This is a genomic window from Desulfosarcina alkanivorans, assembly GCF_009688945.1.
GTDB classification, from domain to species: Bacteria; Desulfobacterota; Desulfobacteria; order Desulfobacterales; family Desulfosarcinaceae; genus Desulfosarcina; species Desulfosarcina alkanivorans.
The window spans coordinates 6,449,562-6,469,183 of sequence record NZ_AP021874.1 but is presented as its reverse complement, the minus strand read 5'-3'; the positions used below and the strand labels follow the sequence as shown (position 1 = coordinate 6,469,183).

The 19,622-nt window shown below is 60.2% G+C and carries 22 protein-coding genes; 10 read left to right on the top strand and 12 right to left on the bottom strand.

All coding sequences use genetic code 11. From position 1 onward, the window contains the following. Positions 1 to 97: 97 nt before the first annotated feature. The 7 genes from DSCA_RS28090 to DSCA_RS28060 all read left to right on the top strand — a co-directional run bounded on the left by DSCA_RS28090 (position 98) and on the right by DSCA_RS28060 (position 8,730). The gene (locus DSCA_RS28090) at positions 98 to 1,435 is read left to right on the top strand and encodes an NAD(P)/FAD-dependent oxidoreductase (RefSeq protein WP_155319593.1); all 1,338 of its coding nucleotides are present in this window, start codon (positions 98 to 100) and stop codon (positions 1,433 to 1,435) included. A 298-nt stretch (positions 1,436 to 1,733) separates the two neighbouring features. Further along, positions 1,734 to 2,501, top strand: a complete 768-nt coding sequence (locus tag DSCA_RS28085; RefSeq protein WP_155319592.1) for an electron transfer flavoprotein subunit beta/FixA family protein — start codon at positions 1,734 to 1,736, stop codon at positions 2,499 to 2,501. Between the two features lie 2 nt (positions 2,502 to 2,503). Beyond that, positions 2,504 to 3,460: an electron transfer flavoprotein subunit alpha/FixB family protein gene (locus DSCA_RS28080; RefSeq protein ID WP_155319591.1), complete on the top strand. Its 957-nt coding sequence runs from the start codon at positions 2,504 to 2,506 to the stop codon at positions 3,458 to 3,460. Between the two features lie 24 nt (positions 3,461 to 3,484). Further along, positions 3,485 to 5,380 carry a putative nucleotidyltransferase substrate binding domain-containing protein gene (locus DSCA_RS28075; protein WP_155319590.1) on the top strand — a complete coding sequence of 632 codons (1,896 nt, stop codon included), beginning with the start codon at positions 3,485 to 3,487 and terminating at the stop codon, positions 5,378 to 5,380. Between the two features lie 16 nt (positions 5,381 to 5,396). Then, positions 5,397 to 6,155: a 3'-5' exonuclease gene (locus DSCA_RS28070; RefSeq protein ID WP_155319589.1), complete on the top strand. Its 759-nt coding sequence runs from the start codon at positions 5,397 to 5,399 to the stop codon at positions 6,153 to 6,155. Positions 6,156 to 6,241: 86 nt separating this feature from the next. Further along, the gene (locus DSCA_RS28065) at positions 6,242 to 6,607 is read left to right on the top strand and encodes a hypothetical protein (RefSeq protein ID WP_155319588.1); all 366 of its coding nucleotides are present in this window, start codon (positions 6,242 to 6,244) and stop codon (positions 6,605 to 6,607) included. A gap of 389 nt (positions 6,608 to 6,996) precedes the next feature. Beyond that, positions 6,997 to 8,730 (top strand): acyl-CoA carboxylase subunit beta, encoded by a 1,734-nt coding sequence (locus tag DSCA_RS28060; protein WP_155319587.1) that lies wholly within the window; start codon positions 6,997 to 6,999, stop codon positions 8,728 to 8,730. Here the strand turns inward: DSCA_RS28060 and DSCA_RS28055 are convergent. The 11 genes from DSCA_RS28055 to ffh form a co-directional block, all read right to left on the bottom strand. Then, positions 8,720 to 9,334 (bottom strand): 4'-phosphopantetheinyl transferase family protein, encoded by a 615-nt coding sequence (locus tag DSCA_RS28055; protein WP_155319586.1) that lies wholly within the window; start codon positions 9,332 to 9,334, stop codon positions 8,720 to 8,722. The two genes, DSCA_RS28060 and DSCA_RS28055, sit on opposite strands and share 11 nt — an antisense overlap. Then, a complete protein-coding gene (rsmI, locus tag DSCA_RS28050; protein ID WP_155319585.1) occupies positions 9,331 to 10,224 on the bottom strand; it encodes a 16S rRNA (cytidine(1402)-2'-O)-methyltransferase in 894 nt (297 codons plus the stop codon). Before rsmI ends, DSCA_RS28055 begins: the two co-directional genes overlap by 4 nt. Continuing rightward, a complete protein-coding gene (locus DSCA_RS28045; RefSeq protein WP_155319584.1) occupies positions 10,199 to 10,570 on the bottom strand; it encodes a YraN family protein in 372 nt (123 codons plus the stop codon). Before DSCA_RS28045 ends, rsmI begins: the two co-directional genes overlap by 26 nt. Before the next feature lie 8 nt (positions 10,571 to 10,578). Next, entirely contained in the window at positions 10,579 to 11,187 is a 609-nt protein-coding gene (locus DSCA_RS28040) for a ribonuclease HII (RefSeq protein ID WP_197904683.1), read from the bottom strand. A 75-nt stretch (positions 11,188 to 11,262) separates the two neighbouring features. Then, the gene (gene rplS, locus DSCA_RS28035; RefSeq protein ID WP_155319582.1) at positions 11,263 to 11,610 is read right to left on the bottom strand and encodes a 50S ribosomal protein L19; all 348 of its coding nucleotides are present in this window, start codon (positions 11,608 to 11,610) and stop codon (positions 11,263 to 11,265) included. Positions 11,611 to 11,794: 184 nt separating this feature from the next. Further along, the gene (locus DSCA_RS28030) at positions 11,795 to 12,370 is read right to left on the bottom strand and encodes an RNA methyltransferase (RefSeq protein WP_155319581.1); all 576 of its coding nucleotides are present in this window, start codon (positions 12,368 to 12,370) and stop codon (positions 11,795 to 11,797) included. Beyond that, on the bottom strand, positions 12,351 to 13,097 hold the full coding sequence (gene trmD, locus DSCA_RS28025) for a tRNA (guanosine(37)-N1)-methyltransferase TrmD (RefSeq protein ID WP_155319580.1): 747 nt from the start codon (positions 13,095 to 13,097) through the stop codon (positions 12,351 to 12,353). The genes DSCA_RS28030 and trmD overlap by 20 nt, the downstream gene beginning before the upstream one ends. 7 nt (positions 13,098 to 13,104) lie before the next feature. Continuing rightward, positions 13,105 to 13,638 (bottom strand): ribosome maturation factor RimM, encoded by a 534-nt coding sequence (rimM, locus tag DSCA_RS28020; RefSeq protein ID WP_155319579.1) that lies wholly within the window; start codon positions 13,636 to 13,638, stop codon positions 13,105 to 13,107. A 4-nt stretch (positions 13,639 to 13,642) separates the two neighbouring features. Further along, entirely contained in the window at positions 13,643 to 13,873 is a 231-nt protein-coding gene (locus DSCA_RS28015; protein ID WP_155319578.1) for a KH domain-containing protein, read from the bottom strand. A gap of 48 nt (positions 13,874 to 13,921) precedes the next feature. Further along, a complete protein-coding gene (gene rpsP, locus DSCA_RS28010) occupies positions 13,922 to 14,176 on the bottom strand; it encodes a 30S ribosomal protein S16 (RefSeq protein WP_155319577.1) in 255 nt (84 codons plus the stop codon). A 12-nt stretch (positions 14,177 to 14,188) separates the two neighbouring features. After that, positions 14,189 to 15,520, bottom strand: coding sequence for a signal recognition particle protein (gene ffh / locus DSCA_RS28005; RefSeq protein WP_155319576.1), 1,332 nt, complete (start codon positions 15,518 to 15,520; stop codon positions 14,189 to 14,191). A 197-nt stretch (positions 15,521 to 15,717) separates the two neighbouring features. Here ffh and rlmN point away from each other — a divergent pair, with 197 nt between their 5' ends. Next, positions 15,718 to 16,797, top strand: a complete 1,080-nt coding sequence (rlmN, locus tag DSCA_RS28000) for a 23S rRNA (adenine(2503)-C(2))-methyltransferase RlmN (RefSeq protein WP_155319575.1) — start codon at positions 15,718 to 15,720, stop codon at positions 16,795 to 16,797. A gap of 109 nt (positions 16,798 to 16,906) precedes the next feature. On the opposite strand, the gene DSCA_RS27995 is transcribed toward rlmN, so the two are convergent. Continuing rightward, complete coding sequence (locus DSCA_RS27995; protein WP_155319574.1) at positions 16,907 to 17,899, bottom strand: DUF814 domain-containing protein; 993 nt, start codon at positions 17,897 to 17,899, stop codon at positions 16,907 to 16,909. Between the two features lie 321 nt (positions 17,900 to 18,220). On the opposite strand from DSCA_RS27995, the gene DSCA_RS27990 reads away from it, so the two are divergent. Further along, positions 18,221 to 18,712 (top strand): (2Fe-2S)-binding protein, encoded by a 492-nt coding sequence (locus DSCA_RS27990; protein WP_155319573.1) that lies wholly within the window; start codon positions 18,221 to 18,223, stop codon positions 18,710 to 18,712. A 5-nt stretch (positions 18,713 to 18,717) separates the two neighbouring features. Next, positions 18,718 to 19,596 (top strand): FAD binding domain-containing protein, encoded by an 879-nt coding sequence (locus DSCA_RS27985; protein ID WP_155319572.1) that lies wholly within the window; start codon positions 18,718 to 18,720, stop codon positions 19,594 to 19,596. The last annotated feature ends 26 nt before the right edge of the window (positions 19,597 to 19,622 follow it).

The following is a 19,622-nucleotide window of genomic DNA, read 5'->3' as shown; positions in this document are numbered from 1 at the left end:
ATCTAATTTCCGGCGTTTATTTTGCTTATGTCATTTGTCCGAATTGTTGTATGGATTCAGACCAAACATTTACGCACAGCACTTGACGGAGGAAATCATGACCAAAAAGTATGACGCCATCATCATCGGGGCGGGCGTTATTGGCGCCCCCATTGCCTACGAGCTTTCAAAGATGGGCTACAAGACCATGAGCGTGGACAAGCTGCCCGATGCCGGAGAAGGCTCCACGGCCGGTTCCTGCGCCATCGTACGGGCCCACTACTCCACCGAAGACGGCGTGGCCTTTGCCTACGAGGGTTTTAAATACTGGCTGAACTGGGAAGACTACCTGGATCATGTGGATGACGAAAAAGGCCTGGCCAAGTATATGAACACCGGCTCCCTGCTGATCAAATCCCAGGGGCATAAGTGGCAGAACGTGAAGAAGCACTATGATGCCGTGGGCGTCCAGTACAAGGAACTGACCAACGAAGAGATCCTGGAGATGGTTCCGGTGATGGACATGCACGAATTCTGGCCGGTGAAGCGTCCCGAAGACCCGGCTTTCTGGGAAGATCCCACCAACATGCTGGAAGGGGGGCTCTTCTGCCCCGAAGGCGGTTATGTCAACGATCCGGCCCTGTCGGCCCACAACATCATGCGGGCCGCCGAGGCCAAGGGTGCCGAGTTCATGTTCAACGCCGAAGTGGTCAAAATCCGTGCCGCCGAAGGCAAGGTCCAGGGAATCACCCTGGCCGACGGCACCGAAATCGACGCTCCCGTGGTGGTCAACTGTGCCGGCCCCCATTCATTCAAGATCAACCAGATGGCCCCGGGGGTCTGGGAAGGCTGCAACATCAAAACCAAAGCCCTGCGCCACGAGGTCATGTACTGCCCCTCACCCGAGGGTTACGATTACCTGAACGATGGCTACCATCAGAGCGACGGCGACATCGGCTGCTACATCCGCCCGGAATCCGGCAACCTTATCCTGATCGGTTCCGAAGACCCGGAATGCGATCCCAAGGAACATGTGGATCCGGACGAATTCTACGCCGGAAAGGGGGGTCACGGCCGCGACAACGAACTCACCGAAGAACAGTGGAAGGCCCAGTGCTACCGGCTCGCGCGCCGAATTCCCACACTGAAAGTGCCTAACCAGCCCAAGGGCGTGTGTGACCTCTACGACATTTCCGACGACTGGATCCCGGTCTACGATAAATCCGACCTGGGCGGCTTCTACATGGCCGTGGGAACCAGCGGCAACCAGTACAAGAACGCTCCGGTGGTCGGCGCCATGATGGCCGAGCTGATCGATGCCTGTGAAAAGGGGCTGGACCACGACAAGGAGCCCTTCCAGTTCAAGATGAAATACACCGGACGCACCCTGGATGTGGGTTTCTTTTCCCGCAAGCGCGAGATCAACTATAACTCCAGCTTTTCGGTCAACGGATAAAGCCGGTGGCATCCGTGCTTGAAAGACGGATGGGTTCTTGCCAATTGGAAACGGGCCTGCGTGTGCAGGCCCGTTTTTTTTGCAACTGGCAAGTTGAATTATTATTTTTAAATTTTGAATGAAGGGTTTCTATCAATCTAAAAAGGAAGGTTCGGTCCTTAATGGTGGATGGTGGTTCAGATCAAGGCCGCAGGGTTATCGGAACCGGTGGCGCAGCAGCGCTAGGTTGAGGATTTCGATCACCCGGGAACGCAGATATGGACCGCAAGATGCCGTTCAGGATTGAACGGGAAATAACATGAACATTTATGTTTGCGTCAAGCACGTTCCCGATTCGGCGGCCACCATCACCGTCGAGGGCACGAACCGTATCAACGAAAAGATCACCTTCCTCGTCAACCCCTATGACGAACACGCCCTCACCGAAGCCGCCACGATCCGGGCATCGTTTCCCGATGCCGAGATCGTGGCCGTATGCCTGGGCAAACCGGCTGCGGAAAACACCCTGCGCTCGGCCATGGCCATGGGCGCGGATCGCGGCATCCTGATCGAAACCGATCAGCCCCACGACAGCATCTTTACCTCCCGTGCCCTGGCTGCCGCCATCCGAACCGATGGCCGGCCCCGGATTATTTTCACCGGTAAGGAGTCCATCGACAGCGAGGGCATGCAGACCCATTTCCGGGTGGCCGCCCGCCTGGGCATGCCCGTGGCCACCAACGTGGTCAAGGTGGCGGCAGGTGAAAATGATCTGGAGGTGGAATGCGAGCGGGAACCGGGCACCATTGATGTCATCCGCATGACCATGCCCTGTGTTCTGGGTGCCGGCAAAGGGTTGAACACACCCAATTACCCGACATTCCCGGAGATTGTGAAATCCCGGAAAAAACCGGTCAGGCATATCGCCCTCTCGGATCTGGCCATTGACCCGCCGGATGCCGGCGTAAAGGTCGAAGAGCTGGTGCCGGCCGTGGAACAGCGCACGCCCCGGGCACTCACGGGCAGCGCTGCCGAGGTTGCCGCCAGAATTGTGGACATTTTGAAAAACGAAGCCAAGGTGATCTGACCATGAACCCTATCGGACTGCTCATCGAATTCAAGGACGGCCGGGTCAAAGAAGCCAATTTCGGACTGGCAACGGCCGCACGTGGAAAAAACCGGCAGCTCATCGCCCTGGTGGTGGATGCTTCGGCCGGCGACGCCCGAAGGGCGCTGGAAGCCTTTGGGGTGACCCGTATCGTCAACATCACCACCGGCAGCCGCCGCTGGGACCCGGCCATCCGGGCCGCCGCGGTCGTCGCTGCCATGGAGCAATTTGAGATCTCCAGCCTGGTGGGCCTCACCAGCCCTGCGGGTCGTGAACTGTTGCCGCGGATCGCCGCCCGGCTGGACGCGGCCCTGGTCATGGACTGTATCGAACTCGACCTGGACGGCCGCCGGGTCAAGACCTCCCAGTATTCGGGCAAGACCATGGCCACCATCGCCCTGACCGGCAGCCATTTCATCTACGGCATGGGCGTTAATGCCGTCGCGCCCCTGCAATGTCAGGTGACGGCAGAAATCATCGATTTCGCCTTCGAAGGGAATCCGGATCCCGGCTACCGGGTAATCGAAACCCGCACCGACAGCAGCGGCACCCAGTACCTGGCCGAATCGGACGTCATCATCTCCGGCGGTCGGGGCCTGAAAAACGCCGAGAACTTCAACCTGCTCATTGCCTGCGCCGGGCACATCAACAACGCCTCCGTGGGCGCCTCACGGGTGGCCGTGGACAACGGCTGGGTGCCCTATGCCATGCAGGTGGGCCAGACCGGGGTCAAGGTAAACCCCAAGGTATACCTGGCCGCGGGCATCTCCGGCTCCATCCAGCACGTTGCCGGCATGAAAACGGCAAAAACCATCATCGCCATCAACACTGACGAGAATGCCGCCATCATGGCCAATTGCGACTATTTTGCCGTGGGGGACCTGTTCGAGATTCTTCCCGAACTGGAAAAGGCGCTGGCGGCGGTCAGACGCCCATAAGGGATGGGTCTCCAGAGACCTGCTATGGAAATAGAGCTGTTTGAAATACGGGATCACCTGTCCCGGTACCGGCCCTTCAGGGATCTGCCGCCGGATGTCCTCGACGATCTCGTGTCGCACATCGACGTCACCTATTTCAGGGCCGGAAAGCCCATTCTCGAATTGGGGCAGGTCAACCACTTCCTGTATTTTATCCGCAGCGGCGCCGTGGAAGTCACCCGCAGCAACGGAGAGCTTTACAACCGTTATGGCGAGGGCGCCTGCTTCGGCCAGTTCGCCCTCATGCGCAACCGGCGCGTGCGCTATCCGGTGCAGGCCATCGAGGATACACTGATCTACCTGATTCCCGACGTCCATTTCCAGCACTTGTGCGAAGAGTTCGACAGCTTTGCCGACCACATGGAAGAGGACCACGGGTCCCGGCTTCGCCAGGCGGTAAACAAGTCCCGAGACGATGCGTTCAATCCCCTGCTGGCGTCACCGGTAAAAAAACTCATCCGTCGGAAAATCGTTACCGCGCCGGCGTCCGTTACCGTCGAAGCGGCGGCGGCCCTCATGACCCGGGAACGGGTGTCGTCTCTGCTGATCGTCGAAGCAACCAAGCCGGCCGGCAGTCAGACCGCGATCGCCGGGTTGATTACCGACCGCGACCTGCGGGCCCGGGTAATGGCCCGGGGGCTTCCGTTGTCAACCCCGGCCCGGGAGGTCATGTCGACCCGCATCACCTGCTGCCGCAGTGACGACTACGCCTTTGAGGCCATGCTCACGATGATGCGCCACAACCTTCATCATCTGCCGGTAATGGAAAAAGGCAGGGCCTTGGGCGTCATCACCGCATCCGACATTGTCCAGTATGAATCCCACGGCAGCATCTTTCTGGTCGGTGAGATCTTCAGGCAACAGGATGTGGCCGGACTCCGGGCGATCAGCGACAAAGTCAGGCGTTCTTTTGTCCACATGGTCAGCGAGGACGCCAGCTCGCACATGATCGGCAGTGCGCTGTCCTTTATCGGGAGCAGCATCTCCCAGCGCCTGCTGCAACTGGGTGAATCCCGGCTGGGCAGCCCGCCGGTCCCTTATTGCTACCTCGTATTGGGATCCATGGCCCGGCAGGAACAATCGATGGTGACCGATCAGGACAACGCCTTCGTTCTCGACGATCACTTCATCGCCCGGCGGCACGACGCCTATTTTGCCGACCTGGCCGCATTTGTCAGCGACGGCCTGGCAGAGTGCGGCTACAGTTACTGTGAGGGCGGCATCATGGGAACCACCCCGCGCTGGCGACAGCCCTTGAAAGCCTGGCAGGCGATGTTCAACGACTGGATCGACCATCCCGACCCGGAGGCGCTGCTGCACTGCTCCATTTTTTTTGACCTGGATGGCATTCACGGTGAATTGGAACTGGCCGATTCGCTCAAGCGGCTGATTCGCCAAAAAGCGCCCGGAAGTCGCAGGTTCCTTGCCCATATTGCCCGCAATGCACTCCTGCGCAGCCCGCCGCTGGGCTTTTTCCGTAAATTTGTCCTCGAACCCAATGGGGCGCACGTGAAAACGTTCGACCTCAAGGAACGCGGCACCGCCCCCATCAGCGACCTGGTGAGGGTCCATGGCCTGGCTTGCGGGTCACCATCGTTGAACACCCTGGAAAGGCTGGCCGACGTGAACGAGACCAACCTGCTTCCGGAAGGCGTGGGCAGCGATCTGACCGATGCCCTGGAGTTTATCGGCATGGTCCGCATTCGCCACCAGGCCAGGCAGATAGAGGCCGGCATCGAACCGGACAACCACGTGGAACCCAAGCGCCTGTCGTCATTCGAGCGCCGGCACCTTCGCAATGCCTTTCAAATTGTCGACAAGGCCCAGGCCTTCCTGCGCTATCGCTACACCGCCGCCGACGGCATCCCGGCCTTCAAATGAAAACAGCGTCCCGGCCATGACCATTTTCAATGCCGACCGGCCTGGCCGAGCCGGCCCGGATAAATCCCATGAAGCCTCCGTTGTCGACTGGCCCGGCCGTTTTGCCGAACTGGCCGCCCGGACCCGTGATCCACGGCTGCGGGCCTACTACCGGCAGCCTCCGGTATCGGCCCGCGCCCCCATTTCCCATGCCCCCCTGATGGCCCTGGACCTCGAAACCACAGGCCTGGACCCCGGGCGGGACGCCATTATCAGCATCGGTTTTATTCCCCTTGACGGCCACCGCATCCACTGCAGCGGGGCAAACAACTGGGTCGTCCGGCCCAGTCTTCCGGTTGAAAAATTTGCCGTGACCATTCACGGCATTACCAACAGCGTGCTGAAGGCCGCCCCCCGACTGGCGGATCGTTTTGAGCCGCTGCTCCAGGCCATGGCCGGAAAAATAATCGTGGTGCACTGCGGGGACATCGAACGCCGCTTCCTCGAGGCGGCCAGCCTGATGATCACCGGCGAATCCCTTGCGTTCCCGGTAATCGACACCATGGCCATTGAAGAAAGAAAGCACCCCCAAAAGCGCCCCGGCCTGTTTCAGCGATGGTTCGGCAACGTCCAGAACCCCTCGCTGAGACTGGATGCATCCCGGGCCCGCTATGGTCTCCCGCCCTACCATCCCCACCATGCGCTCACCGATGCCCTGGCGACCGCCGAACTGCTCCTGGCCCAGCTGCAGGACCAATATTCACCCCGGACGCCGGTTTCAGCGCTTTGGGGATAAGGGGCGATCGATCATTGACGCTACGTCTGAAATGAGATAACGCATTCGGGTCATGACCGTTTAACCCCATGCGACACAGGAAAACCATGATTTCAATAGAAACCACCGATAACTGCACTTTTTTCCGGGTCACCGGTGATGTGACAGCCAACGAGATCATCGTGCAGGCGACCGAATACATGAACGGTGAGCAGACCGACACATCCCTGTGGGATTTTACCCAGGCCACCGGCGTGAAGATTTCCACCGTTGAAATGAAAGGCATTGCCGACAGCCTGAAAAAAATCACCCCGGCCGGAACGACCAGAAAGGTCGCCCTGGTGGGCTCGAAAAGGATCAATATCGGCCTGGGCAAACTTTTCGCCGCGTTTGCCCAGCTGGCCGGAATGCCTTATATCTACAAGGTCTTTCGCGATCTGGACCATGCGCTTGAATGGCTGGCAGACGATTAGCCCAACGACGGGCACGGCCTACAGGCGCCGCGCCTGAACCATGCCGGGCCTCAGCCGGTCGCTGAAAGGCGGGCCGGGAACCGTTTTGCCGTTCTCTTATAGCCCCTTCCCCGTTCAATGCGGCGGCATCATGACCGGGAGGCGTCTTCTGATGCCACGTTTCCCCATCGTCAGCGTGCACCCCTTTTCGAAATAATCGATTCGCCCCAGATTGGGTGTGGATTTCCTCCCCCGGTGCCGCAAAAAATGGATTCCCGGCTGCCCGCACCTCAACTTTCCGTAGTTTTCGAAAAATATTGACAGGTTCGGGCATGTTCATTAAAGACCATTTAATTGCAAATTTGATCAAATTTATAATCAAACAAAGACCCGAAAGAAAAGGATGACCGATGAAACCGTATTTCGAAAAGATGCCGGTATTTGGCAGCCAGCTGAGTGAGGGGATGATAAAAAGTGCCGGTGACAATGCCGACCAGCTGCGTGAGGTCGAAAAGGACGTGGCGGCCGAAGTGGAAAAGGTCAAGCAGGCCGGCTTTCCGGAAGAGAAGATCAATGCCCGCGGCCAGCTGACGGTCTGGCAGCGATTGCGATATCTCGTCGATCCGGGCACCTGGTGCCCCCTTCACACCCTGTACAACCCGGAAGACAATGTCGAGGGCAATACCAACGTCTTTGACGGGCTGGGAAAAATTGCCGGCAAATGGGCGGTGATCATCGGATTCGACAACAAGACCATGGCCGGCGCCTGGATCGCCGGCCAAAGTGAAAACATCCTTCGGGTCACCGATCTTTCCAAGCGGCTGAACATTCCCCTGGTGTGGCTGGTCAACTGCAGCGGCGTCAAGCTGCCGGAGCAGGAAAAATTCTACGCCAACCGCCGCGGCAGCGGAACGCCTTTTTTCCGTCATGCCGAACTGAACCAGACCGGCATCCCGGTGCTGGCGGGCATCTACGGCACCAATCCGGCGGGCGGCGGTTACCAGGGAATCAGCCCCTCGATCCTGTTTGCCCACAAAGACTGCAACATCGCTGTCGGCGGCGGCGGTATTTTAAGCGGGATGTCCCCCAAAGGTTTTTTTGACGTTGACGGGGCCGAGCAGCTCATCTCGGCAGCGCAGCAATTTAAGGTCAAACCCCCCGGATCAACGGCTATCCACCACGACGAAACCGGATTCTTCAGGTACGTCTACGAGACGGAGGAAGGTGTGCTTGACGGAATCCGGGACTACATGAAAGACATGCCGGCGTATGCGCCCAAGTTCTTCCGCGTGGCCAGCCCCAAAGCGCCGCTCTATCCGGCAGACGACCTGTACCACCTGCTGCCCGCCAACCAGAAACGGGCATACTCGTTCGATCAGATTCTGGCGCGGTTGGTTGACGGCAGCGAGCACCTCGAATTTCAGCCGGACAGGGGACCCGAAATCTATGCGGGCCTGTGCAAGATGGACGGCTACCTGGTCGGTGTGATCGGCAATCGCCAGGGATTTCTCAAACCGGACTACCCCGAGTATGCGGACTACCCCGGTATCGGCGGCAAGCTCTACCGCCAGGGGCTGATCAAAATGAACGAGTTCGTGACCCTTTGCGGGCGGGACCGCATTCCCATCGTCTGGTTCCAGGACACCAGCGGCATCGATGTGGGCGACATCGCTGAAAAAGCCGAACTGCTGGGTCTCGGCCAGAGCCTGATATACTCGATCCAGCAGACCGATATCCCGCAGATGCTCATCGTGCTGCGCAAGGGCACCGCCGCCGCCCATTATGTGATGGGCGGACCGACGGCCAATCGCCACAACGCCTTTTCCTTGGGGACGGCGGCGACGGAAATCTACGTCATGCACGGCGAGACCGCGGCGGCCGCCTCCTATTCCCGCCGACTGGTCAAGGAAAAGGCGGCCGGACGAGATCTGAAACCGATCGTGGACAAGATGAACGAGATGGCCAAGGCCTATCACGACAATTCCCGGCCGGTGTATTGCGCCCGCAAAGGCATGGTGGATGAAATCGTCGACCTGAGCCGGGTACGAGACTATCTCAAGGCGTTTGCCGGTTGCGCCTACCAGAATCCCAAATCCATCTGTCCGCAGCACCAGATGATCCTGCCGCGCATCATCAGGGGGTAGGCCCCGGGCCGGAGCCGTCGATCAGTGCCCAGGAAACATCGAGGCGGTGGGGGGTAATGGCGGCCACATGGCCGTCGAACCAGAAGTGATTCACGGGCCAGGGCGTGTCGTCGTAAGCGAGCATCATGCGCGTGTCATCGACGACCGCCGTCACCCGGCAGCGGGACAGGCCGGCCATCCCCCTGCCCACCGCCTTGAGCACGGCTTCCTTGGCGGTCCAGAAGCGGAAAAAATGTCGCTGGCGATCATCGCCGACCAGCCGCCATTCATCCGCATCGGCCACCTTGGCCAGCAGGGCGTCGCTTACCGGGCGGAGGGTCTCCAGGTCCAACCCCACGGGGAACGGGGCGGCCACGCCACCGACGACGTTCGATTTGTGGGTCAGCGACCAGTGGATCCCGTCTACCGGGAGGGGGACCCCCCTTTCGTCCTTGGGCAGGGTGTTCAGGCGAAGACCGCTCCGCCGGCACGACAGGGTCAGGGCGGACCTGGCGAGACGGCTCAGGGCCTGCACCTTGTCGCGGCCCTTCAGATGCCGATCGGTTCTGGATACCGGAAGAATCACCGGGTAGAGAAGCGCTGGGGTTTCGATCATCGAACTCATGGGGTCCTGCCGGTTTCACGCTGGATGGTCAGGGCCATCTCGTAAACCGTTTTCCGGGGCAGGCGGTATTGCCGGGCGATGGTCTTGGAAATGCTGGAAATGCGCGCGCCGGGCTGGGAGAGCGCCTCGCGCAGCAGATCGCCCAGGTCGGCATCCGAGACGGTATCCGCCGCCGGCGCACCGCCCACCAGAAGGGTGCACTCGCCTTTCACCTCGGGACGGCCCGCCAGCACCTTCTGGATGTGAGCGATGCTGCCGCGCATAAATTCCTCGTGCACTTTGGTCATCTCGCGGGCCAGGACGGCCTGCCGATCCCCCATGACCGATCGGAGTTCTTCAAGGAACCCGGCCACACGCCGTGGCGATTCGTAAAAAACAAGGGTCCGGGATTCAGCGGCCAGGGATTCCAGCCATTCCCGCCGTTTGCCCTTTTTTTTGGGGGCAAAACCCAGGAATACGAAGGCATCCGTTGGCAGACCCGATGCACTCAGGGCCGTGACCACCGCAGACACGCCGGGAATCGGAAATATGTCCAGGCGGTGCGCCACTGCCGCACACACCAGCCGGTAGCCGGGATCGGAAACCGACGGGGTACCGGCATCGGACACCAGGGCAACGGCCGCGCCGGATTGTATCTTGGCAATCAATTCCGGGGTGCGATGGTGTTCGTTATGCTCATGGCAGGAAATCAGAGGCGTGTCGATGCGATAGCGCGACAGCAGCCGACGGGTGTGGCGGGTATCCTCGGCGGCAATCAGATCCACGCCGTCCAGGGTGTGGATGGCCCGCAGGGTGATATCCTCCAGGTTGCCGATGGGGGTGGCCACCACATAGAGCCCGCTGGGGCAACGAGACGGTTCCCGGTCATCCGTAGGCAAGGGAAAAGGCATTTTTCACGACCTCGATGTCGGTTTGTCCCGTGGCGGTGTCAATGGCCACCACGTCAAAGCGGGCCCGGGCATCGACCTGGCCGGATCGTTTCAGGTAGTCCAGGGCGGTCATGGAGATCTTGCGCTGCTTGGCCGGCGTGACGGCCCCTTTGGGGCTGCCGAACCGGCTGGAAGAGCGCGCCTTGACCTCAACGAAAACGATGGTGCCCTTCTCCCTGGCGATGATGTCAATCTCACCGACGGTGGATCGATAATTGGTTTCGAGGATACGATACCCCGTCCGCTTGAGAAACTCCGCGGCCAGCCGTTCGCTCCGTTTGCCGAATTGTTGGTGTCGGTTAAGCATCGGTAAGCCTACAGGTGCTCCCGGACCCCCTTGAAGGTCCGCCGGTGGACGGGGCAGCATCCGAGGCGCGCGATGGCCGCGCGATGGCTCCGGGTTGGATACCCCTTGTGCTGGCCAAATCCGAATTCGGGAAAAAGGGCGTCCACCTGCGCCATGATGCGGTCCCGGGTAACCTTGGCCACAATCGAAGCGGCGGCAATGGAAATGCTCAGTGAATCCCCTTTTTTGATGGCCTGCTGGGACAGATCCGAGGCGATGGTGAAAATGCCGTCGATCAGCAGGTGATCGGGCCGGGGCCGCAGGTTGGCCACCGCCATGGCCATGGACCGCAAGGTGGCCTGCAGGATATTGACGCGGTCGATCTCGGCCGGGTCCACCACACCGATGCCGATGGCGCCGGCAGTGGCATACAACCGGTCGTAAAGGCGGTTTCGCCGGGCCGGGGTCAGCTTCTTGGAGTCGTCGATGCCTGGAAGGTCGACCCCGTCGGGCAGTATCACTGCGGCCGAAACGACGGGACCGGCCAGGGGACCCCGGCCGGCCTCATCAATGCCTGCAATAATTTTATGGCCCGTGTCGCGGGCTTTTTTTTCAAATGCCCAGAGATCTGATACCATGTGATCCGACCATTTGCCGGTTCGTCGACGAACCGGTGGCATTGCCCATGGGCTGGTAAAGTCGTTGCCGACGATTTAGCTGAATCGTCGCTCCCTGATCCTGGCGGCTTTTCCCCGCAGTTTGCGCAGATAGTAAATCTTGGCCCGCCGGACCCGGCCGCGGGAAACCACTTCCACACGGTCGATGATCGGTGAATTCGTGGGGAAGACCCTTTCCACACCCACGCCGTAGGACACCTTGCGGACCGTGAAGGTGGCATTGGCCAACCCTTTTTTCTTGCTGATGACAACCCCCTGGAAGGCCTGGATACGTTCTTTGTTTCCTTCACGGATCTTCACGTAAACGGTGACGGTGTCGCCTGCGGTGAAGTCGGGCAGATCCATGCGAATCTGCTCTCTTTCAATGTTCTTGATGGTTTCCATTATAGCTCCCGATATTGATGTTAACAATTGACAGTTTCGTAAGCAGGTCGATATCTGCGTTACGCGTCATGCCCCGTGTCTGTGGCGCACAGCCACCATCCCTCGTTGGATGGAACCTGCACCCCTTGATTTCGAACTGCTTTCGAAACCGTCTGAAAGGTGACGGTATACCCATTCCAAATGATCACTCCGGTCGGCCCAGCAGCCGATCCAGAATGATGGACACCGCCGACCGGACGGACAGATGATTGTAAGTTCCCGCTCCGACCAACGGGTCCAGCCGGTAATCCGCTTCGGCCATGAATGTGCCGGCAAGGCCCCATGCCGTGCCGAATGCCAGGATGTGAGGCACCGGATCGGCCAGCAGCCCGCGCAGCCGCGAGTAAGACAGGCTGTCCGCGTGACGCCTGGCAGAGGTCGCCACCGTTTTGGGCCGGCGCCCTTCCACCTCAGCGATATCGGCAATCGCCTCGGCGAATGTGGTGCTGACCTTTACACGTTCAAGGGCCTGCTGCCGTTTGGGATTGTACGCCCTCCCCACACCGGCGGTCCAGTGGTGGAGAATCCGGTCGACCAGCACCTTCTGGTCCTCCAGCGGGGTGATCACGTAGTACCCTTTGACCCCGTAGGTCCGGCACACCCTGGCGATGTCGTGCAGGTCCAAATTGGTAACCGCCGAAGCGATCGTCTCCCCGTTCTTGTCGATCACCGGATAGTGAATCAGGGCGACGTAAAGCCGCTTAGCCGGTAAGCCGGTCAATGTTCTGTCGCCATTTCAACAGTATTGCGCGTTCCTCAGGGGTAAAATCCCTGTGCACCAAAAGATCCGGCCGCTTCAACACGGTCCGGATCAAGGCGGTTTCCCGGCGCCACCGGTCGATCTCCCGGTGATTCCCCGAAAGCAGGACATCGGGCACCGGTTCATCGTTGAAAGTCGGCGGCCGCGTGAAGTGCGCGTGCTCCACGAGGCCGTCGCTGAATGTGTCGTTTCCTGCAGAGGCCTCGTTGCCCAGCACCCCGGGAATCAGTCGGGCCACCGCATCGATCACCACCATGGCCCCCAGTTCGCCACCGGTGAGCACGAAATCACCGATCGAAACCTCTGCATCCACGTACCGGTCGACAAACCGTTCATCCACGCCTTCGTAGCGGCCGCAGACCAGGATCAGTTCCCCGGCGGTTGCCAGCGATTCGGCCAGCGCCTGGTCAAACCGCTTCCCCTGTGGCGAAAGCAGCAGCGTCATGGCGGCCGGCATCCGCTTCCGGGCGTGTTTCAAGGCTGCGGCCAGCGGTTCAGGCTTCATCACCATGCCACAACCGCCGCCGTAGGGCCGGTCATCGGTGACCCGATGCCGTCCACTGGCATGGTCCCGGATATTGATGGTGTCTGGGCGGATCTTTTGTTCCTGAACCGCCCGCCGGATAATGCCGTGGTCCCAGAACGGCGCGAACAGTTCAGGGAAAAGGGTCAGTACGCAAACCTTCATGGCGCTGTCAGCAGTCCTGTAACCCTTCCGGCAGTTCCACGACCATGGTCTTGCCCGCGATGTCGATGCTGAGGACCACATCGCCGACGGCGGGAATCAGCAACTCCCGGGGCCGCCCGTCGACGTCTCCCTTGACCACGTATACATCGTTGCCCGGTGTGGGAATCACCCCGTCGAGGCTGCCGAGACGGGATCCGGCGGGGTCGTAAACATCGAGACCCACCAGGTCGGTCCAGTAGTAGGTGTCCGCTTCCAGAGCCGGCAGCCGTGACCTTTCTACGAAAAGCGAAGCTCCCACGAGGTCCTCGGCCTGGTTCCGGTCGGTGACCGATTCCAGGCCCATGAGCAGTGCGCGCCCATGGGGTTTGACCCATTGAACCGCAAGGGTGGCGACCGTTCCGTCGGGCAGGGTCAGCATGATGCCTTCCCCGATCCGGTAGAGTGCCGTCGATTCAGCGTAGGAGTGGACCTTTACCCCCCCGCGAATACCGTGGGCCCCCGTGACCCGGCCCACCAGAACGAGATCATCCTCGGGCGCCATCGATCTACTCGATGATCTCGAGGACGGATCGTTTCTTGATTTTGGCGGAGGCCGCGCTCAAAAGGGTCCGCATGGCCCGTGCCGTCCGTCCCTGCTTGCCGATGACCTTACCCAAATCCTCTTTTGCCACTTTCAATTCAATGACGGATGTCTGGTTGCCCTCGATCTCCTCAACAGAAACCTGGTCGGGAAAGTCCACCAACTCCTGCGCAATGAATTTGATCAGCTCTTTCATAGCTCCATCTCCTTTGATGCGGCTGAGAATCGGGTCCGGCGCCATCCGTTATTCCGCAGCGGAAAAAACACCTTCACGCTTCAGGATCGACCGCACCGTATCGGTAGGGGTCGCCCCCTGGCCGATCCAGTATTTCACCCGATCTGCGTCCAGAACCACTTGCACCGGATCCTGAAGAGGATTGTAAGTGCCCAGTTTTTCGATAAAACGACCGTCCCTGGGGCTGTCATTGTCGGCTGCCACGATCCGGTAAAACGGTCTTTTTTTTGCCCCGTGCCGGGCCAGTCTGATTTTCACTGCCATGGTTGCTCTCCTTTAAAAGGGCAGCATGCCGCGGCCTAATCCGCGCATGCCGCCTTTATTTATTTTTTTCATCATTTTCATCACCTGCGCATAATTTTTGAGCAGGCGGTTAACGTCCTGAACCCGGGTGCCGCTGCCCGCGGCGATTCGCCTGCGCCGGCTCCCGTTGATAATCCCGTATTGGCGTCGTTCCCGTGGCGTCATGGAATTGATGATGGCCTCGATGTGGACCAGTTCCTTCTCGTCCACCTGCAGATTTTTCATCTGTTTCATCTTTCCCATACCGGGAATCATGCCCAGAATGTCCGTCAGGGATCCCATTTTGCGGATCTGACGCATCTGGTCGCGGAAATCCTCCAGGGTAAACTGGTTTTTGCGCAGCTTTTTTTCTAGCTCGACGGCCTGTTTTTCGTCCACCACCTCCTGGGCCTTCTCGATCATGGTGAGGACGTCGCCCATGCCGAGAATCCGCGAGGCCATGCGATCCGGATGAAAGGCTTCCAGTTCGCTGAGTTTTTCACCCACACCGATATACTTGATGGGCTTGCCGGTAATGGATCGGATGGACAGGGCCGCGCCGCCCCTGGCGTCACCATCCATTTTGGTGAGCACCACGCCACCGACGTCCAGCCGCTCATCGAAGGACTTGGCGATGTTGACCGCATCCTGGCCGGTCATGGCATCGGCCACCAGCAGGATGTCCGTGGGCTTCACCGATGACCGGATGCGGGACAGTTCATCCATCAGTTCGTCATCGATGTGAAGCCGACCGGCCGTATCCAGCAAAAGGGTGTCGCAGCCCGCCTTCTGGGCCGCCACCCGGGCATCCTGGCATATTTTCACCGGGTCCATGTCCGGTGTGGAATCGAAAACCGGCACCCCCAGCTGGCCGCCCAGCGTCTTCAGCTGGTCAATGGCCGCAGGCCGGTAAACGTCCGCCGGCACCAGGTAAGGCTGCTTGCCGGTTTTTCTCAGCATCACCGACAATTTGCCTGCCGTGGTGGTTTTACCCGATCCCTGCAGGCCCACCAGCATCACCGCGACCGGTTTTTCTCCGGACAGGTTAAGCTCCTGATGGGTCTCCCCCATGAGCCGGGTCAGCGATTCGTTGACGATCTTGACCACCTGCTGGCCGGGGGTCAGGCTGCCCATGACCTCCTGTCCGAGTGCACGCACCTTGATGTCGGCCACCAGCTGTTTGACCACCTGATAGTGAACATCGGCCTCCAGAAGGGCCATACGCACCGCCCGCAGACCATCGGCAATATTCTTTTCAGAAAGTTTGCCCTGCCCCTTGAGCTGCTTGAAAACCGAATTTAGCTTGTCGCTGAGCGTGTCAAACATGACATTCCACCGGCATATAAACTAAAACCTTGAAAATAGATTTTTTTAAATGGTATGTCAAGGCATAAAAAGGGGGCCAAAAGGCCCCGGATCTTTGGGGAATCAGATGGCGCGGCCACGTGAATCCCCGACCATTCCATCAATCACCCCAAAACAATGCGGACCGGCCGACAAATCCGGCCCGTGGATCCCACATCATGGCCACAATATCAAGCAAAATCGACATCAAGGATCTGTCCAGGGAGCAGTTGACCGATTGGCTGACCCACCGTGGCCAGCGCCCCTTTCGTGCCGACCAGATAAGAAGGTGGATCTACCTGCGTCAGACCGACCGGTTTGACGACATGACCAACCTGGGAAAGCCGCTGCGGGCGGACCTTGAAGCCGCCTTCGCCAACCCACGCCTGCAGGTGGACGAAGAAGCGACGTCACAGGACGGTTCGCGCAAGCTGCTGTTCCGGCTGCCCGATGGCCACCATATTGAAACGGTGATCATCCCCGAAAAAAGCCATTACACCCTGTGCATCTCCAGTCAGGTGGGGTGCAGCCAGGGCTGCCGGTTCTGCATGACGGCCAGGGGCGGATTGGTGCGCAACCTGTCAGCCGGCGAGATCATCTCCCAGGTGCGTGATGTCCAGCAGCGGGTAAGGGCGGAAGGCGGCCTGGATCTGACCAACATCGTCTTCATGGGCATGGGGGAGCCGCTGGCCAACTACCGGAATGTGGTCCAGGCCCTGGAAGTCATCACCGACGGCGATTTCGGCCTCAAGATATCCAGCCGCCGCGTCACCGTTTCCACGGCGGGCCTGGTTCCCCGGATGGCGGATCTGGGCCGTGACACCCGGGCCAACCTCGCCGTCTCCCTCAATGCCACCGATGACGACACCCGAACCCGGCTGATGCCCATCAACCGCAAATACCCCCTCGCCGATCTGATGGCGGCCTGCCGGCGTTATCCCCTGCCGCCACGGCGAAAAATCACCTTCGAATACATCCTGATGAAAGGCGTCAACGACAGCATGGACGATGCCCGGCGCCTGGTGAAACTGCTTCGGCCCATCAAGGCCAAGGTCAACCTGATTCCCTTCAACGAACACCCCGGCAGCGATTTCATGCGTCCGGACCCGGCCCGGATCATCCGTTTCCAGGAGTTTCTGGCCGGTCACCACTACACCGCCATCGTTCGCCACAGCAAGGGCCAGGATATCGGTGCCGCCTGCGGCCAGTTGCGGGCAAAGCTGAAAAGGGAAGCCGGCGGTCCGGGGTCCGAAAACTGAAGTCAGAGGTCCGAAGACAGGCGCCTGACGGCAGAAGCCCGAATACCGATTTCAGTCTGGCCGCCAGCCATCGGACATCCGTCTTCCGTCCTCAGTCATCGGTCTCGATTTAAATCAGATAGCGTTTGTTTTCGGCCGTCGGAATACCCAGCACCATCACCTGCCGGCGCCGGCCGCCCGTCTGCACGCTTACCGCCACCGGTTCATGGTTGGGCGCCTTGCTGTAGCCGGCACAGATACCGGCTGCCAGCAGGGTCATCGCTTCGCTGCCGCCGCCGGGCATCACCACCAGCGGACCGGGAAATTTTTCCACTTTAAGCACCGTGTCGCGATTCGTATCGATGCAGCGGCTGATCCCTTCGTTGTCCGACTGGGTACGGCCCACAACGATCTTGGTCTGATCGTCCAGGCGCATGTGCCGGCCGAAGTTGAGCAGGTTGAGGTCCTTTTCCGGATACCTCTCCTGGTGGTCGAACAAATCCCTGAGCCGGCGGCTGAAGATCTTGTCGGTCAGCAGGCACCCGCCGGCCGGTGCCGGGAAATCGGTCACCCCGAACTGGTCGGCCAGCTGAAGCTGCCGTTTTCGGGACCGGCCGGTGATGTCCAGCAGCCGCTCCCGGTCCACCAGGCCCTCCCGTTCCGGGATCGTCTCGGGCATATTTTTGGCCGAGAGCGGCCTGAGGATATATCCGTCATATCCGGAGTGCTTTTCCACATAACGCAGGGAGGTGCGGGTCTGGCTCATGGGCCGCTGCCCCAGCACTTCACCGGAAAAAAGAAAGTCGAACCCCTGTTCGGTCATGATCTCGCCGGCCAGGCGAAACATCAGCGTATGGCAGTCCATGCACGGGTTCATGTTCTTGCCGAATTTGACCGACGGGGACCGCATCATTTCCAGATACACGGGGGTGATCTTTCGCACCATCAACGGAACACCGGTGTGTTTCGAGGCTTTTCTGGCCTTGGCCGATGAAAAAAAGGGCGTCTCAAACGACACCCAGTGCACCTGGACCCCCTGTTGCCGGAGCACCAGGGCACTCAAAATACTGTCCAGTCCCCCGGAACACAGACCGAGGGCACGAACGATCCTGGCTTCAGACATATTCACCTTTCTATGGTTATCGATACAGCGGCACCCGCCTGTTTCATCAGGGTAAAGATGCATTCCGCGCCTGTCAAGCAGCGTCGCTGTCGTTTCCGGGTCAGGCGCACAACAGGCGTCGCCGCCACCTGACGGGCCATCGGTTCTGTACGAAGAAAACCCAAAAAGCAAGCTTGCGGCACCCTGAATACGGTTTAGGCCTTGACGAAATACATAACAGCTATGATATAGCTTTTTCCAAGAGAATGAGGCCCGGAAGCAGAAATCGGAACCGGACCTTGGTCTTCGGCCTGACAACCTGATTTTCCCCGGGAGCGACATATGAAACATGACATCCGCCTGACGGTCAACGGCGACACTTACACCCTGGCCGTGGAGCCCTGGCGCACCCTCAACGAGGTGCTGCGCGAGGACCTGAACCTGACGGGGACCAAACTGGGCTGCGGTTCGGGAGACTGCGGTGCCTGCACGGTCATGGTGGACGGCAGGAGTATCAGCTCCTGCCTGACCCTGGCCGTGGAAATGGACGGTAAAACGATTCTCACCGTAGAGGGGCTGGCCCCCTCCGGCGAATCGCTTCACCCCATCCAGGAGGCGTTCATCGAGAAGGGGGCCATCCAGTGCGGATTCTGCACCCCCGGCATGGAAATCTCCGCCCTGAATCTGCTGACAGCCAACCCGTCTCCCAGTGACGCCCAGATCCGATCGGCCATCTCCGGCAACCTCTGCCGATGCACGGGATACAATAAAATCGTGGATGCCATCGCCGAGGCCGGCCGGCAGATGAAACCCCACGCCAAGGTCAGGAGGTAACGGCCATGCCAGTACCCCGATTCGATTTTATCGCCCCCGCAACGGTGGACCAGGCGGTCGCCGTGCTCGCCAAGGGCGGCAGGGACACCCGGGTCATGGCCGGGGGCACCGACCTGCTGGTCAGGATTCGCCACCGCATGCTTTTCCCCAAACGCATCGTCAGCCTGAAGCGCATCCCCGGGCTGGATACGATCACCTTCGATAAAAACCGCGGGCTGACCATCGGCGCCACGGCCCTGCTGGCCGATGTGGCCGCCCACCCGAAGGTCCGGCGGTATTATCCCACCATTGCCGAGGCCGCCGGGTCCACGGCCAATGTGCAGGTCCGCAACATGGGCACCGTGGTCGGCAACCTGTGCAATGCCTCCCCGTCGGCGGACAACGCCCCCACCCTCATGGCCATGGCGGCCTCGCTGCACATCGCCGGGCCCGGGGGCAGCCGGACCATGGCGCTGGATCAATTTTTTCAGGGACCCGGCCTCAACGCCCTGGCGCCCGGTGAAATCGTCACCGCCATCCGCGTCCCCCGCCCCCCGGCCGGAAGCGGCACGGCCTACCACAGCCTCTCCCAGCGGGGCAAGCTGGACTGTTCGGCCGTGGGGGTGGGCGTCATGGTGGTTCTCGAAGGGCAGCGCTGCACGGGCGCGCGGCTGGTCGTCGGCGCCTGCGCCCCGGTACCCATGCGCACCCACGGTGCCGAAGGGCTGCTGATCGGGCAGCCGATGACCGATGCCATCATACGAAAGGCGGCCGGGGCGGCATCGGAAGAAACCTCGCCCATCACCGACGTCCGGGCCAGCGCCCCGTATCGCTGGAAGATGGTGACCGTGCTCACCATCCGCGCCCTGACCGACGCCCGGAAAATGGCCCGGCGCAGGCAGTAGGAACCGAACCCATCCTATCCAAGCAA

Bases quoted from the DNA above. Each gene is read 5' to 3' on its own strand.
- DSCA_RS28090 (WP_155319593.1), top strand. From the start codon at position 98: ATGACCAAAAAGTATGACGCCATCATCATCGGGGCGGGCGTTATTGGC.
- DSCA_RS28085 (WP_155319592.1), top strand. From the start codon at position 1,734: ATGAACATTTATGTTTGCGTCAAGCACGTTCCCGATTCGGCGGCCACC.
- DSCA_RS28080 (WP_155319591.1), top strand. From the start codon at position 2,504: ATGAACCCTATCGGACTGCTCATCGAATTCAAGGACGGCCGGGTCAAA.
- DSCA_RS28075 (WP_155319590.1), top strand. From the start codon at position 3,485: ATGGAAATAGAGCTGTTTGAAATACGGGATCACCTGTCCCGGTACCGG.
- DSCA_RS28070 (WP_155319589.1), top strand. From the start codon at position 5,397: ATGACCATTTTCAATGCCGACCGGCCTGGCCGAGCCGGCCCGGATAAA.
- DSCA_RS28065 (WP_155319588.1), top strand. From the start codon at position 6,242: ATGATTTCAATAGAAACCACCGATAACTGCACTTTTTTCCGGGTCACC.
- DSCA_RS28060 (WP_155319587.1), top strand. From the start codon at position 6,997: ATGAAACCGTATTTCGAAAAGATGCCGGTATTTGGCAGCCAGCTGAGT.
- DSCA_RS28055 (WP_155319586.1), bottom strand. From the start codon at position 9,334: ATGAGTTCGATGATCGAAACCCCAGCGCTTCTCTACCCGGTGATTCTT.
- rsmI (WP_155319585.1), bottom strand. From the start codon at position 10,224: ATGCCTTTTCCCTTGCCTACGGATGACCGGGAACCGTCTCGTTGCCCC.
- DSCA_RS28045 (WP_155319584.1), bottom strand. From the start codon at position 10,570: ATGCTTAACCGACACCAACAATTCGGCAAACGGAGCGAACGGCTGGCC.
- DSCA_RS28040 (WP_197904683.1), bottom strand. From the start codon at position 11,187: ATGGTATCAGATCTCTGGGCATTTGAAAAAAAAGCCCGCGACACGGGC.
- rplS (WP_155319582.1), bottom strand. From the start codon at position 11,610: ATGGAAACCATCAAGAACATTGAAAGAGAGCAGATTCGCATGGATCTG.
- trmD (WP_155319580.1), bottom strand. From the start codon at position 13,097: ATGAAGGTTTGCGTACTGACCCTTTTCCCTGAACTGTTCGCGCCGTTC.
- rimM (WP_155319579.1), bottom strand. From the start codon at position 13,638: ATGGCGCCCGAGGATGATCTCGTTCTGGTGGGCCGGGTCACGGGGGCC.
- DSCA_RS28015 (WP_155319578.1), bottom strand. From the start codon at position 13,873: ATGAAAGAGCTGATCAAATTCATTGCGCAGGAGTTGGTGGACTTTCCC.
- rpsP (WP_155319577.1), bottom strand. From the start codon at position 14,176: ATGGCAGTGAAAATCAGACTGGCCCGGCACGGGGCAAAAAAAAGACCG.
- ffh (WP_155319576.1), bottom strand. From the start codon at position 15,520: ATGTTTGACACGCTCAGCGACAAGCTAAATTCGGTTTTCAAGCAGCTC.
- rlmN (WP_155319575.1), top strand. From the start codon at position 15,718: ATGGCCACAATATCAAGCAAAATCGACATCAAGGATCTGTCCAGGGAG.
- DSCA_RS27995 (WP_155319574.1), bottom strand. From the start codon at position 17,899: ATGTCTGAAGCCAGGATCGTTCGTGCCCTCGGTCTGTGTTCCGGGGGA.
- DSCA_RS27990 (WP_155319573.1), top strand. From the start codon at position 18,221: ATGAAACATGACATCCGCCTGACGGTCAACGGCGACACTTACACCCTG.
- DSCA_RS27985 (WP_155319572.1), top strand. From the start codon at position 18,718: ATGCCAGTACCCCGATTCGATTTTATCGCCCCCGCAACGGTGGACCAG.